The 12,949-nt window shown below is 54.9% G+C and carries 14 protein-coding genes; 6 read left to right on the forward strand and 8 right to left on the reverse strand.

Going from position 1 to position 12,949, the window contains the following annotated elements; translation table 11 throughout:
• Nucleotides 1-366 precede the first annotated feature (366 nt).
• Nucleotides 367-2,226: a bifunctional glutathionylspermidine amidase/synthase gene (gss, locus tag ACR42C_RS19070; RefSeq protein WP_479984448.1), complete on the reverse strand. Its 1,860-nt coding sequence runs from the start codon at nucleotides 2,224-2,226 to the stop codon at nucleotides 367-369.
• A 182-nt stretch (nucleotides 2,227-2,408) separates the two neighbouring features.
• Here gss and yghU point away from each other — a divergent pair, with 182 nt between their 5' ends.
• Nucleotides 2,409-3,275, forward strand: coding sequence for a glutathione-dependent disulfide-bond oxidoreductase (gene yghU / locus ACR42C_RS19075; RefSeq protein WP_192982684.1), 867 nt, complete (start codon nucleotides 2,409-2,411; stop codon nucleotides 3,273-3,275).
• Nucleotides 3,276-3,433: 158 nt separating this feature from the next.
• Nucleotides 3,434-3,766 carry a YMGG-like glycine zipper-containing protein gene (locus ACR42C_RS19080; RefSeq protein WP_116342019.1) on the forward strand — a complete coding sequence of 111 codons (333 nt, stop codon included), beginning with the start codon at nucleotides 3,434-3,436 and terminating at the stop codon, nucleotides 3,764-3,766.
• Nucleotides 3,767-3,840: 74 nt separating this feature from the next.
• Here ACR42C_RS19080 and ACR42C_RS19085 read toward each other — a convergent pair whose 3' ends face one another.
• The 3 genes from ACR42C_RS19085 to ACR42C_RS19095 are packed head-to-tail and all read right to left on the reverse strand — an operon-like array spanning nucleotide 3,841 to nucleotide 6,709.
• On the reverse strand, nucleotides 3,841-4,743 hold the full coding sequence (locus ACR42C_RS19085) for an alpha/beta hydrolase (RefSeq protein WP_479984449.1): 903 nt from the start codon (nucleotides 4,741-4,743) through the stop codon (nucleotides 3,841-3,843).
• Nucleotides 4,733-5,629, reverse strand: coding sequence for an alpha/beta fold hydrolase (locus tag ACR42C_RS19090; protein ID WP_116342022.1), 897 nt, complete (start codon nucleotides 5,627-5,629; stop codon nucleotides 4,733-4,735). The genes ACR42C_RS19085 and ACR42C_RS19090 overlap by 11 nt, the downstream gene beginning before the upstream one ends.
• A gap of 24 nt (nucleotides 5,630-5,653) precedes the next feature.
• Entirely contained in the window at nucleotides 5,654-6,709 is a 1,056-nt protein-coding gene (locus tag ACR42C_RS19095; RefSeq protein WP_479984450.1) for a sugar phosphate isomerase/epimerase family protein, read from the reverse strand.
• 142 nt (nucleotides 6,710-6,851) lie between these two features.
• Between ACR42C_RS19095 and ACR42C_RS19100 the strand changes: the two genes are divergently transcribed.
• Nucleotides 6,852-7,445, forward strand: a complete 594-nt coding sequence (locus ACR42C_RS19100) for a TetR/AcrR family transcriptional regulator (RefSeq protein ID WP_116342028.1) — start codon at nucleotides 6,852-6,854, stop codon at nucleotides 7,443-7,445.
• Between the two features lie 54 nt (nucleotides 7,446-7,499).
• Here ACR42C_RS19100 and ACR42C_RS19105 read toward each other — a convergent pair whose 3' ends face one another.
• Nucleotides 7,500-9,047 (reverse strand): methyl-accepting chemotaxis protein, encoded by a 1,548-nt coding sequence (locus tag ACR42C_RS19105; RefSeq protein ID WP_163329677.1) that lies wholly within the window; start codon nucleotides 9,045-9,047, stop codon nucleotides 7,500-7,502.
• A gap of 257 nt (nucleotides 9,048-9,304) precedes the next feature.
• Here ACR42C_RS19105 and ACR42C_RS19110 point away from each other — a divergent pair, with 257 nt between their 5' ends.
• Complete coding sequence (locus ACR42C_RS19110) at nucleotides 9,305-10,345, forward strand: aldo/keto reductase (RefSeq protein WP_116342032.1); 1,041 nt, start codon at nucleotides 9,305-9,307, stop codon at nucleotides 10,343-10,345.
• A 102-nt stretch (nucleotides 10,346-10,447) separates the two neighbouring features.
• Here ACR42C_RS19110 and ACR42C_RS19115 read toward each other — a convergent pair whose 3' ends face one another.
• Together ACR42C_RS19115 and ACR42C_RS19120 are read right to left on the reverse strand one after the other, a co-directional pair.
• On the reverse strand, nucleotides 10,448-10,936 hold the full coding sequence (locus ACR42C_RS19115; protein WP_003862473.1) for a TIGR00645 family protein: 489 nt from the start codon (nucleotides 10,934-10,936) through the stop codon (nucleotides 10,448-10,450).
• 81 nt (nucleotides 10,937-11,017) lie between these two features.
• The gene (locus tag ACR42C_RS19120) at nucleotides 11,018-11,521 is read right to left on the reverse strand and encodes an ESA_00282 family adhesion-associated protein (RefSeq protein WP_116342034.1); all 504 of its coding nucleotides are present in this window, start codon (nucleotides 11,519-11,521) and stop codon (nucleotides 11,018-11,020) included.
• 102 nt (nucleotides 11,522-11,623) lie between these two features.
• Between ACR42C_RS19120 and ACR42C_RS19125 the strand changes: the two genes are divergently transcribed.
• Nucleotides 11,624-12,028, forward strand: coding sequence for a hypothetical protein (locus tag ACR42C_RS19125; protein ID WP_479984451.1), 405 nt, complete (start codon nucleotides 11,624-11,626; stop codon nucleotides 12,026-12,028).
• Nucleotide 12,029: 1 nt separating this feature from the next.
• Nucleotides 12,030-12,479 carry a cytoplasmic protein gene (locus ACR42C_RS19130; RefSeq protein ID WP_116342038.1) on the forward strand — a complete coding sequence of 150 codons (450 nt, stop codon included), beginning with the start codon at nucleotides 12,030-12,032 and terminating at the stop codon, nucleotides 12,477-12,479.
• 42 nt (nucleotides 12,480-12,521) lie between these two features.
• On the opposite strand, the gene exbD is transcribed toward ACR42C_RS19130, so the two are convergent.
• A complete protein-coding gene (gene exbD, locus ACR42C_RS19135) occupies nucleotides 12,522-12,947 on the reverse strand; it encodes a TonB system transport protein ExbD (protein WP_116342040.1) in 426 nt (141 codons plus the stop codon).
• Between the last annotated feature and the right edge of the window lie 2 nt (nucleotides 12,948-12,949).

Genomic DNA, 12,949 nt, shown 5'->3' on the forward strand with positions numbered 1-12,949 from the left:
TATTTTGCTTATGCATTAACATAATCTGAAATAAGGTTATGTATACAAAATACTGCTGATGTTAATTGTTTGTTGTAATTTGAAAATGCTATTCAACGCCTGGGGCGGTACTCGCGGTGAGCCACGCTGGCCGGTACATCTCAACAGTCTTACGGGCAACAACTCCCTGGAACGAATGACCGCACTATTTGCGGCTGCAGATAACACGCCCTGCGTAACCTGCTGGCGTGCGCATTGCACGTAATCAGGGCTCAGTTGTACTCTATCTGTGCTTAACAGCATGTATGCATCCCGCTGCTTGTATAGAAAAACCAGCCTACGGGCTGTTTTTTTGCTTTCTGGGGTTCCCTCCCCCTCTGCAACCTATTAATCCTTCACCACAATCAGCGGCTCGATATCGCTCTCTTTTTTCACCACCAGCGAATCGTCGCCGCGCAGGCAGGTCCCGCCGTAGTTTCCGCCCACGGTAAAAGTGCAGACCTGAATGTACTTGCCGTCGACGTTCGGCAGACACCACAGCTGCTGGTAGATGTTTTTACGGTCAACAAACTTACCGCTGGATTTATCCAGCAGCTCGTCCTGGGCGCTGATGAGATCGATATTGCTGCCGCAGCGGCCGGCAATCGGCTTAACGGCGTATCCGGTCTGCTTCAGCAGGTCGTTAACCTCAAAATCGGTATCGAGCAGGTAGCGGTGGTTCGGGAACAGCTGCCACAGGACCGGGAGAATCGCCTTGTTTCCGGGAATAACGGTCCACAGCGGTTCGAAGACCAGCACTTCCGGACGCAGCAGAACATCAATCAGGCGCACTTCGCCCTCAGGATGTCCGGTGCGGATCGGCACGGCGGCGTATTCGGTTTCGCTTACCTCGCGGATCTGCTCTATCGCCGTTTCCCACGCCCAGGTTTTCCACACGCAGTTGACGTGGCGGCCCTCGTCGTCAATCAGCTGCCCGGCGGCATCCCAGCTCAGCGCGCCCAGCCCGTGCAGGATTTTGGTCTCGAACCCAGCCTGTATCAGCGAACGCTGAATAAAGAGCGCGTGATAGTCCTCTTCCACATCGTTGTCCTGCATGATGTGGACGAACGGCCGCGCGTGGCTGTGCTTCCATGCGCCGGTCAGCTCTTCCAGCAGCCCTTCTGCCGGGTTATGCCCGTTGCCGCGATAGCCGTTTTTCACCCACTCTTCAAGAATGAGCCCGCCTTCAGTGTGACAGGACGCGGAGTCGGCGTTGTATTCGTAAACCTTAATGCCGCGCTCATCCATGCAGAAATCCATACGACCGGTGATCATATGGTGGCGACGCCACTGCCAGGAAAGGCGCAGGCGCGGCCAGAGGATTTTCGGGATGTCGAACAGCGCCAGCAGGCTGTCGTCTTTCAGCACTTTGTCGGTGGCGTGCAGGTACATCAGATGCAGTTCGTTGGTGGCCTTGATCAGCTCCTGCTCGGCGCTTTCGGTGATGGTGAAATACTGGCAGGGATCTTTGTTGATCACATGACCGTTCGCGCGGATATACGCCTGCTGAAGCGCATCGTCCTCGTTGAGCCATTTCCCGTCGAACTGACGTTTGTTTTTCAGCCGCGCGCCGCGGATTTTCAGCAGTTCGCCGTCAGGTTCAGGCTGGGGAATGCTGTGCTCCGTGTCATCCGTCTGGATCATCCAGCCGAGAATTTCGGTATCGCCGAAGGTGTCATGGAGGGTGTAGCAGCCGTTTTCCACGGTCATGCGCAGCTCCCGCGTCCACTGCTGCCCGAGCGGCAGTGGGGAGTGAATCACGTTCTGCTCCGCAATACGCACCTTATCGTCCAGAAGCTGGGTAATCACCGCCACGTGGCCGGTCTCGTGAAACTCTCCGCCTTTTTGCCAGATCAGCAGCGCGCCGGCGCGCGGCGCGCGTTTTGAGCCATTGGCGAAGGCCTGCAGCGGCAGAATGTTATCGTTCACCACCTGGCGTAAAAAGCGCAGGGAGAAGATCTCCCACGCCATGCCGACGTCGGTAAACACGAAGCCATAGTTGAGAAACAGGAAACGGCGGGCAAACTCAACGCATTGCCATTTGTGGCCCATGTATTCGTTGCCGATATAGCTGCGAAAATCCGCGTCTTCGGGGTATTTGCGCGGATCCAGACTGCCGTAATTTGAAGAGTAAATCGCCACGCCACCGGGCGCATAGCCTAACAATGTCCCAAATGGCGCATCACTGCTTAACGTTCCTTTACGCATGTATCCAACCTAAAACAGGCAGGCGGCAATTTTTTAAGGGTTGTCGTCGTCTGCACGTTGTAATTAACCTGACAGAGGAGGATTTATCATACACCTACACTGACCGTTGCGCTCACATCGTTAAACGGTCGCTTCATCTCCTGCTAAACTCCCTCAACACATCACTCAAAAGGCAGGCCAACATGTCAGACAACACGTATCAGCCACCCAAAGTGTGGGAATGGAAAAAGAACGGCGGCGGCGCATTCGCCAACATTAACCGCCCAATTTCCGGTGCAACGCATGAGAAAGATCTGCCCGTGGGCTCCCACCCGCTGCAGCTTTATTCTCTCGGGACACCGAACGGCCAGAAGGTGACGATCATGCTCGAAGAGCTGCTGGCGCTGGGCGTGACGGGCGCGGAGTATGACGCGTGGTTGATTCGCATCGGCGAGGGCGATCAGTTCTCCAGCGGGTTTGTAGAGGTGAACCCGAACTCGAAAATTCCGGCGCTGCGTGACCACTCCACGACCCCGCCAACACGTGTCTTTGAATCCGGCAATATTCTGCTTTATCTGGCAGAGAAATTTGGTCACTTCCTGCCGAAAGACCCGGCGGGACGCACCGAAACCCTGAACTGGCTTTTCTGGCTGCAGGGTGCGGCGCCGTTCCTCGGCGGCGGCTTTGGCCATTTCTATAACTATGCGCCGGTAAAAATCGAGTACGCAATTGACCGCTTCACCATGGAAGCCAAGCGCCTGTTCGACGTGCTGGATAAACAGCTGGCGCGCGGTCGCTACGTCGCGGGTGAGGAGTACACCATCGCGGATATGGCGATCTGGCCGTGGTTCGGCTGCGTGGCGCTGGGCAGTGTCTATAACGCCGCCGAGTTCCTGGACGCAGAAAAGTATACCAACGTCCAGCGCTGGGCGAAGGACGTGGCGAACCGCCATGCGGTTAAGCGCGGTCGCATCGTTAACCGCACCAGCGGCGAGCTGAACGAGCAGCTCCACGAACGCCACGCGGCGAGCGACTTCGAAACCAATACGGAAGACAAGCGTCAGGCGTAACGTTCCGCCGGGCGGAGCCCCGCCCGGCAACCGGGATCCTTACCCAGGGCATGATTCGCCTAAAGGTTGAGTCGGTATTGCTGGCACTATCTGGCCGTTTTTCTCCCCTCAGCGCGAGAAACGACGTATCAACCGACAGCAGTCACAAAGGATCTGTTATGAAACTTATTAAAACAACGCTGGTTATCAGCGCCCTCATGTTTTCCACCTCTGGAATGGCCATCGACAAAACCGCTGCCGGCGCGGTAGCAGGCGCTGCCATTGGCGCAGCCACGGGCAAAGATCTGAAATCGACCGTGGGCGGTGCCGTGGTGGGCGCAGGTACGGGGGCGATGTTCAAAAAAGGCGAAAAAGGCAAAGACGCACGTAAGGGCGGTGCCGTGGGTGCCGTCGTTGGCGCGGGTGCGGCTGCGGTGACGGGCAATAGCGTGCTGAAAGGTGCGGCCGTTGGTGCGGGCACGGGCGCGCTGATTGGTGAAGCGACGCACTGATAGGGTGTTCTACCTTGTGAACCGATATGAATAATAAACCCAGCGATCGCGCTGGGTTTTTTGTGTTGTCTGAATCAGATACGCGCACGTTCGAACAACCGACGCGCGGCTGGCGTTAACCCTGTCATATGAATGCAGGCGTGCACCATGCCCGGCAGCCGTTCGCAGCGTACTGGTACCCCCGCCTCGTCAAGCCGCCGCGCATACGCTTCAGCCTCATCGCGCAGGGGATCGTATTCACAGCTCAGGATGGTTGCTGGCGGTAACCCCCTCAGCGAGGCCATATGCAACGGTTCGGCACAGGGATGACGACGGTCTCCCAGATAGTGTTCCCAGCAAAACGCCATCGCATCACGCGTTAAAAAATAACCTTCAGCAAATTCACAATAGCTTTCGGTCGACATCTCGCGACTTAACGCCGGGTAGAGCAGCAACTGATGCTCTATATGAGGTCCGCCGCGATCCCGGGCCAGCAGCGTTGCCGCGGCAGCAAGATTACCGCCTGCACTGTCACCGCCCACCGCCAGACGGGTTGCATCTATCCCCAGAGCCACGGCCTGTTCACTGGCCCAGCACAGTGCCTGATAAACATCTTCTAACGGCCTTGGGAAGGGGAACTCCGGCGCCAGACGGTAATCCACGGAGAGTATTTTCCGGCCAGTAGCATTAGCCAGTGCCTGACAGGGCCGATCGTACAGCGACAGTGACCCCAGACACCATCCGCCGCCGTGAGCAAACAGCATTGCAGGCTGCGCGATATCTGCATTTGAGGCAGCAGGCGTATAGACGCGAAGGCCGATAGCGTAGCCATCATCGGCGATAACAACGTAATGTTGAATGGTGTCACCAGTTTCCTCCTCGCCCTGTAGCCGCAACAAACCCACGTCGGTGGCGACACGCAGGTCGGCTAACGACGCTGGCTGTGGCGCGCCCGATGATGCAGCCAGAAAGTCAGCAATGTGTTTATCAAGCGGCACGATCGGTGTCCTCTGAGAGAAAGGGTACAATCAGCCCAATAAACGCCTCATAGCACTCTTCGGTAATAAAATGCCCGCAGTCAGCCACCGTCTCGCCCCGTAGATCCAGGGCATTACCCTGCAGGGTTGTCAGCGGCGCATCACGCGTCGCATGTTCCGCTCCCACCGTCAGTACCGGCATGGTTAAAGGCGTTTGCGCGCGGAGCTGGTTTTGCCTGATGGTTTCCGGGATCGCACGATAATAGTCAAAGCCTGCACGCAGTCCTCCCGGTGTCGAATAGGCGTCGATATACACCTGAGCAGCCACCCGCTCCCGGCGATGTGCCCAGCGGTCGAAAATAAAGCTGAGATAGTGTGATTCACGCCCGCAGGTCAGGGTTTCGGGTAAATCCGCCAGCTGATTAAACATGAAGTGCCAAAGAAAAATGTTCTCTTCCGGTGCGACGAAAATCGGCGGCGGAGGAGCCAGTCCTGGGATAACCGCTTCGGTCAGCACAAGACGCTCCACCGCATCAGGAAAATCGCTTGCCATAGCGTAACCAACCCACATGCCAATATCGTGGCCCACTATGCGGTACTGTGAATGCCCCAGTTGCGCCATCAGTGTATGCAGGATGGCGCCAACACGTCCGGTGTCATAGCCGTCGCGCGGTTTATCGGAATCCCCGATGCCGGGTGGATCAACCGCTATCGCCTGAAACCCCGCCTGCGCCAGCGCCTGCATGACGTAGCGCCACGTATACCAGGTTTGAGGCCAACCGGGTATCAGCAGGACCGGATGACCTTTGCCCGCTACGACGCAGTGAATACGTTGTCCATCCACTTTCGTATAGACATGTTCTGCCCTGAGATCCTGGTTCAGGATCCCATCATATTGTTGTTCCATAAGAATTCCCTGTGATGTGACGGTTTAGCGAATGCCGAGTAATGCGTTGATTTGCTGAGCATTGACCGGAGCACCGGCGAAGTCATCGAAGACTTTATCGGTGATGTGAATAATGTGGTCGCGGATGAACGCTGCCCCTTCTCTGGCACCGTCCTGCGGGTTTTTCAGACAGCATTCCCACTCCAGGGTTGCCCAGCCAGCATAATCGTATTGGGTCAGCTTCGAGAAAATAGCCCTGAAATCAACCTGACCGTCACCCAGTGAGCGAAAACGCCCTGCGCGTTCGAGCCATGACTGATACCCACCATAAATCCCCTGACGACCGGTTGGATTAAATTCAGCATCTTTGACGTGAAACATACTGATAACGTCCTTATATATATCAATAAATTCCAGATAGTTAAGCTGCTGAAGCACCATGTGGCTCGGGTCAAAAAGTATCCGGCAGCGTGGATGCGCCTTCACCCGCAGATAAAACATTTCAAACGTCACGCCATCGTGCAGATCTTCACTCGGATGAATTTCATAGCACAGGTTAATGCCATGTTCGTCGCAGGCGTTGAGCACCGGCATCCAGCGTCTGGCCAGCTCGTCAAAAGCGGTTTCAATTAACCCTTCCGGGCGCTGCGGGAATGGGAACAGATAAGGCCATGCCAGCGAGCCTGAGAATGTCCCCAGATCGCTGAGGCCAAGCCGGGCGGAAGCCTTCACCGCCATCAGTAGCTGTTGCCGTGCCCACTCGCCGCGTGCTTGCGGGTTGCCGTGTATTTCCGGCGGCGCGAAGCTGTCGCACAGGCTGTCATACGAGGGATGAACCGCCATTAGCTGGCCAAAGATATGGCTGGTCAGCTCACTCACGACCAGGCCATGTTCCGCCAGCATGCCGGTAAGATCGTCACAATAGGTCTGGCTTTCCGCCGCCGTCGAAACGTCGAACAGCCGACGGTCCCAGGCCGGGATTTGTAATGCCTTAAAACCGGTTTCCGCGGCCCACTGGGCTATTGTCGGTAAACTGTCAAACGGGGCAACCTCGTCACTGAACTGTGCGAGATGAAGAGAGGGTCCTTTGAGGGTTTTCATCGTAAACTCCTATTGTTTGTCGATTGACAAACAATAGGAGTAAAATCAGTTAACCGCAAGCAAAACTTATAAATTCATTGGTAATCCCAACGAATTAAGCGATCCTGTTTGCAGTGAACAGAAGACAAACCGGAGCAACAAAATGGCAGGAAGACCGCGCCAGTTCGATCGCGACCAGGCGCTTATCAAAGCGCGTAACCTGTTCTGGCGACAAGGGTACGAAGGGACCTCAATGTCAGATTTGGTGGCTGAGCTGGGCATCGCTTCGGCGCGCATTTACAAGGCGTTCGGTTCAAAAGAACAGCTCTTTCGGGAAGCGATTGCTCATTATGAAAACGAAGAAGGCAGCTTCGCGGATCGCGCATTAACCACCGAGGGTGATGTACGGCAGGCAATCAAAACGCTGCTGAGTGATGCCATTACGCTTTATAGCCAACCTGGCAAGCCGCATGGGTGCATGGTGGTTGCTACAGCCGCTAGCGTCAGTGCGGAAAATGACGGCATTAAATCCTGGCTGGCTGAGCATCGCCTGCAGCGCACGCAGCAGATCATTGACCGGCTGCGGCTGGCGGTGCAAAACGGTGAATTGCCCGAAACGACCGATCCTGACAGTCTGGGAGACTTTTTTGCCGTCTTTTTACATGGCTTATCCGTTCAGGCTCGTGACGGCGTGCCGTCATCACGATTGCTGGCGTCCGCTGAGCAGGCGATGAGCATCCTGCCGCCCAAAGAGTGAGATCCAACAGACGAAAAAGCAGAAAGGCCGCACGGAGCGGCCTTAGCAGAAGGCTCACGCCGTCAGGCGGAACTTTTGCACCGAGCGCTGAAGCTCTTCGGTCTGGCGCTCAAGCGCCGCCGCTGCCGCAGAAACCTCTTCAACCAGCGAGGCGTTCTGCTGAGTGACGCCGTCCATCTGGGTAATGGCAATCCCGACCTGCGAAATGCCCTTGCTTTGCTCCTCAGAAGCCGATGCGATTTGCTTCATAATGGTCGTCACTTCCGTCACGTCGCGCAAAATCGCATCCATAGTGGTGCCCGTGTCGCCCACCAGCTGCGCTCCCTGCTCGACGCGGGTAACGGAATCAGCGATCAGCCCCTCAATTTCTTTTGCCGCGTTGGCGCTGCGGCTTGCCAGGTTACGGACTTCACCCGCCACCACGGCGAAACCACGCCCCTGCTCGCCCGCGCGTGCCGCTTCTACGGCCGCATTGAGCGCCAGAATATTGGTCTGGAAGGCGATGCTGTTGATCACGTTGGTGATTTCAGCAATTTTCTTCGAGCTTTCCGAAATACCGCTCATGGTGGTGACTACCTCTTCCACCAGCGAGCCGCCGCGGCTGGCGGTGGTTGAGGCCACATCGGCAAGCTGGCTGGCCTGACGCGCGCTTTCCGCGTTCAGTTTCACGGTAGCGGTGAGCTGTTCCATGCTGGCAGCCGTCTCTTCCAGCGCGGCAGCCTGCTCTTCGGTGCGGGAAGAGAGGTCGTTGTTGCCGCTGGAAATTTCCGTCGCGCCGCGCCAGATATTTTCACTGCCGGAGCGGATGGTGCTAACGGCTTCACGCAGGCTGTCCTGCATAGCGCTCAACAGCGGCACCAGCTGTCCCACACAGTTGCGGCCGAAAGGCTCAATGGGCTGGCTGAGATCGCCCTGGGCAATCTGGCGGAACTGCTGGCGAATACGCTCCAGCGGTTTGACCAGCATCGCCACCAGGTAGCGGTCGGTAAAAAGCAGGATCAGCAGGCCGATAATGGTGGCGACGATAATGACCGTGCGGGTCATGCTGGTCAGGCCGTCGACCACCACGCGGGTGCTGTCGAGCGTCTTCGCCGCGGCATTGTTGAACTCCTCGGCGGCCGCACCGAACGCACGGCTCAGCGGCGGAGTGACGTTGTTGGCCTGCTGGCGGTAGCCGTCCAGGGTCGCCTGCTTCGCCTGCTCCATTTGCGGCGTCACGCCCTGCTCAAGCAGCGCCTGCCAGGCGCCGATCACCCGGGATGAGATCTGCTCATCCATCGGGCCTGGTGAGATCGCCTTCATCTCGACCAGTTTTTTACCCATGTTGTCCAGAGCCTGTTGGGCAGAGGACAAATCCGGCGTGCCGCCAGCGGCTTTGACCTCCATGGCGCGGCTCAGACGGGTGACAAAGCGGAAATACTGATCGTTGCCCTGGCTGAGCACCATCATCTGTTTGACCAGTTGGCGATCGACTTCATTACCATCTGATACCCGTGAAAGGGACCAGGTACTGTACAGCCCGACGCCCGCCCACATTAAACAAAAGATTCCGAGGATCGTCAGCATGACGAAGCGGATCGTGAAATTACGAAGCATATTCATAAGTCTTCCTTGCCGTGAGGGTGAATTCGCCCAGAGGCGAGTGCTACTCTCGTTATCGGCAGGGTGCAGGGAAATTATAACGTTTTGTGATTATTTTTAGTTAGCGTGGCTTCACAGGTAACGCAGTCATGGTTAAGCATTACCTTTCAACATCACAGGGTTTGGGCATGTCGTCGCTTCTCTGCTTAATTTATGATTTGATAAACACAGAATAAAAACGCTGTTTCGAAAATCCATTAAATAAGAAAGGAGACATCATGTCCTGGTACCCTGACGCCACCCGCTACGAGAATATGCAGTACCGCTATTGCGGCAAGAGCGGCCTGCGCCTGCCTGCGCTGTCGCTGGGTCTGTGGCATAGCTTCGGCCACATCCAGCCCCTTGATTCCCAGCGCGCGCTGCTGCGTAAAGCCTTCGACCTCGGTATTACCCATTTCGATCTTGCCAACAACTACGGCCCGCCAGCGGGTAGCGCGGAAGAGAACTTTGGCCGCCTGCTGCGTGAGGACTTTGCCGCGTACCGCGACGAGCTGATTATCTCCACCAAAGCCGGCTACGACATGTGGCCGGGGCCGTATGGTTCGGGGGGATCACGTAAATATCTGCTCGCCAGTCTCGACCAGAGCCTGAAACGCATGGGCGTTGAGTATGTGGATATTTTCTACTCCCACCGCGTGGATGAAAATACGCCGATGGAAGAGACAGCCTCCGCGCTGGCTCACGCGGTTCAGAGTGGAAAAGCGCTATACGTGGGCATTTCCTCCTACTCTACCGAGCGCACACAAAAAATGGCCGCGCTGCTTCACGAGTGGAAGATCCCGCTGCTGATCCATCAGCCGTCCTATAACCTGCTTAACCGCTGGGTCGATAAGACCGGCTTGCTGGATGCGCTGGAAGCAAACGGCACGGGGTGTATCGCCTTTACCCCGCTGGCGCAGGGTCTGCTGACCGGAAAATACCTGAACGGTATTCCTGAAGGTTCTCGCATGCAGCGCGAAGGGAACAAAGTGCGCGGCCTGACGCAGAAAATGTTGACCGAAGCTAACCTGAAAAGTCTTCGTCTGCTTAATGAGATGGCGCAGGCGCGCGGGCAGACGATGGCGCAGATGGCGCTAAGCTGGTTGTTGAAAGATGAACGCGTGACGTCAGTGCTGATAGGCGCGAGCCGTCCGGAGCAGCTGGAGGAGAACGTTCAGGCGCTGGAAAATCTGCGCTTTACTGATGACGAACTCAAGCGGATTGACCAGCACGTTGCGGATGGGGAGTTGAATCTGTGGCAGGCGTCATCGGATAAATAGTGCGGTCTGACGCCCTCACCCTGCCCTCTCCCCAGAGGGGAGAGGGTATTCAAGTTCCCTCTCCCCTCTGGGGAGAGGGTTAGGGTGAGGGGTAAGGTGTCTCTACTTCTTACTGATCTTATCCAAATACCCCATCACAAACGCCGACAGCACAAACGTCAGATGGATAATCACATACCACATCAGCTTATTATCCGGGACGTTTTTCGCGTCCATAAACACGCGTAACAGGTGGATAGAGGAGATCGCCACTATAGATGCCGCAACTTTATTCTTCAGCGATGATGCGTCCATTTTTCCGAGCCAGCTGAGCTTTTCTTTATGCTCGGCGATATCAAGCTGAGAGACGAAGTTCTCATAACCGGAGAACATCACCATCACCAGTAAGCCGCCCACCAGCGTCATATCCACCAGCGACAGCAGAACCAGAATCAAATCTGCTTCCGCCACGGAGAAAATGTTAGGCAAGACGTGGAAAATCTCCTGGAAGAACTTGATCGTCAGGGCGACCAGCGCCAGGGAAAGACCGAAATAGACGGGTGCGAGCAGCCAGCGAGAGGCATACATTGCGTTTTCAAAGAAGCGTTCCATAAAATCCTGTCTGCAAACGAAACCAGCGCTCAGTATATCTCAACGGCGCTGACTGTTTGCAAGAACTAACCCGCACGTCACTCAGACGTTGTCCGGGTTGACCTCCGGACGCGCATACTCCGGCCAGACCAGCGCCACAAGCTCGGGGTAGGCTTCCAGACTGAACTCGCGAAAACACTGCCGCAAATTTAATACGTCCAGATCGGAACAGGAAACCTTCTCACCGTTAAGACAGCGCTTTTTGATATTGTCATAATATTTATAAACCGCCGAATTGAGGTCGCTACAGCGACGCTGAGCCTCAAACAGACCGGGGGTATCATTAATTTCCGACATTTTCATACGTTTAATTGTCGCGTGTAAGAAGTCGATATATTCATGATTCACCCGCCAGTACCAGACAGGCGTAACGGAGTTCATCAGAACAGAGAAATGGTCTTCTCCTTCCTCTTTTGTCATCAGCTCAGGCTGTGGCGGTTCACTGGTGTCTTTCGACACTTTCGTTTTATTGAACTCCTGCATCAATAAAAGCACACCAGCGGTCAGTAATAGTAATGTGATGACCGTAAAAAAAATGCTGTTCATGGGTTGGCTCCATTTTTTTTGATTTTAAAATTGCCTCATGATATTGTCAACGAATCTCACGCCTTTACCAACCCCACCCTGTTGAAAATAAAGGAAATTAAAATGCTGCCCGACTATCTCGTCCCGGCTAAGTACCACATTGCGCCTGTGGAACAGAAACCGATGGAAGAAGAAAAAAAGGCCAGTTTAACTCAGGGGAAAAGAAAGCTCTCTGATTTCGAGCCAGATATATTAATTGGCGTTTCCCGCACTGGCAAATCCCGTAATATGTTGCTGGAAGAGCACGATCGCCATATAAAAGACCGCTTATTTCGTGCTATAAAAATTGAAGCCTTCGTCCACCTGCTGAATGACCTGCAGGCCGAAGGTGAAATAGATGCCCAGAAACTAAGTCAAATAATGGCTGAAAAAACAAAAGAAATAAATGAGGCCGGCAATGAAATTTGGCTTAATCTAATTACGCGAGAAAAAAACCACCCTATTTTTTATACCCTGGGGGAAGATTAACGTGAAAGAAGTTAAAGACAATGACGTTTATTTGACTTTAGATGATAAAAAAAGTGATGAATTTATCTTAAAGCAAAATATCGAGGCGCTGAGAAATGCAAAAAATGCCGAGATGACGCGTATTACACAAGACATGGTATCGATCCCGGCAACGCTGGTGCGTCTGAAATGGCAGAATCGCCGCGAGATTTATCCGTTACAGGTCAAAGAAGAAATTTACGGTGCCGTGATGAACGCCATCATCGAACAGCAACCAGAATTGAAAGAGAAACTGCTGGGACGTCTTGAGGCCAACTATCAGTATCTGCTTGCCAGAGAAGTCGCCACCCTGCGCCTGACGCGCAAACTGTCAGCCGGTGAATACCGTACGTCAAACGTCACCTGCGTTGCGCTCGATGAGGATGCGCTTGCAACCTCCTCTACCGCACCGACGGACGACAAAAACGCATAAACCGACAGGCATAAAAAAAGCCGGCTTTCGCCAGCTTCTGTATCACTTCGAGGCCGCTTTCTCTTCCCCGACCAGCCCAATCTTCAGATAACCCGCCTGATGCAGCGTGTCCATTACCTTCATCATGGTTTCGTAGTCGACGGTTTTGTCCGCCCGGAAGAAGACGGTGGTGTCTTTCTTGCCGCCGGTAAGCCGATCCAGCGCCGGAATAACGGAAGCATCCGTTACCGGGTCGTTACCCAGGAACATGGATTTATCCGCTTTCACCGACAGATAGATAGGCTTTTCCGGACGCGGCTGCGGCTGGCTGGAGGAGGCAGGCAGATTCACCTTCACGTCGACCGTCGCCAGCGGCGCAGCCACCATGAAGATAATCAGCAGCACCAGCATGACGTCGATAAACGGCGTCACGTTGATTTCGTGCATTTCGCCGTTATCGTCCAGATTTTCGTTGAGACGCATCGCCATAC

This window comes from Enterobacter sp. MG-EB028, assembly GCF_056673305.1.

Coding starts and splice junctions, on each gene's coding strand:
- yghU (WP_192982684.1), top strand. CDS start 2,409: ATGTCAGACAACACGTATCAGCCACCCAAAGTGTGGGAATGGAAAAAG.
- ACR42C_RS19105 (WP_163329677.1), bottom strand. CDS start 9,047: ATGAATATGCTTCGTAATTTCACGATCCGCTTCGTCATGCTGACGATC.
- ACR42C_RS19090 (WP_116342022.1), bottom strand. CDS start 5,629: ATGGAACAACAATATGATGGGATCCTGAACCAGGATCTCAGGGCAGAA.
- ACR42C_RS19100 (WP_116342028.1), top strand. CDS start 6,852: ATGGCAGGAAGACCGCGCCAGTTCGATCGCGACCAGGCGCTTATCAAA.
- gss (WP_479984448.1), bottom strand. CDS start 2,226: ATGCGTAAAGGAACGTTAAGCAGTGATGCGCCATTTGGGACATTGTTA.
- ACR42C_RS19095 (WP_479984450.1), bottom strand. CDS start 6,709: ATGAAAACCCTCAAAGGACCCTCTCTTCATCTCGCACAGTTCAGTGAC.
- ACR42C_RS19115 (WP_003862473.1), bottom strand. CDS start 10,936: ATGGAACGCTTCTTTGAAAACGCAATGTATGCCTCTCGCTGGCTGCTC.
- ACR42C_RS19125 (WP_479984451.1), top strand. CDS start 11,624: ATGCTGCCCGACTATCTCGTCCCGGCTAAGTACCACATTGCGCCTGTG.
- ACR42C_RS19120 (WP_116342034.1), bottom strand. CDS start 11,521: ATGAACAGCATTTTTTTTACGGTCATCACATTACTATTACTGACCGCT.
- ACR42C_RS19080 (WP_116342019.1), top strand. CDS start 3,434: ATGAAACTTATTAAAACAACGCTGGTTATCAGCGCCCTCATGTTTTCC.
- exbD (WP_116342040.1), bottom strand. CDS start 12,947: ATGGCGATGCGTCTCAACGAAAATCTGGACGATAACGGCGAAATGCAC.
- ACR42C_RS19110 (WP_116342032.1), top strand. CDS start 9,305: ATGTCCTGGTACCCTGACGCCACCCGCTACGAGAATATGCAGTACCGC.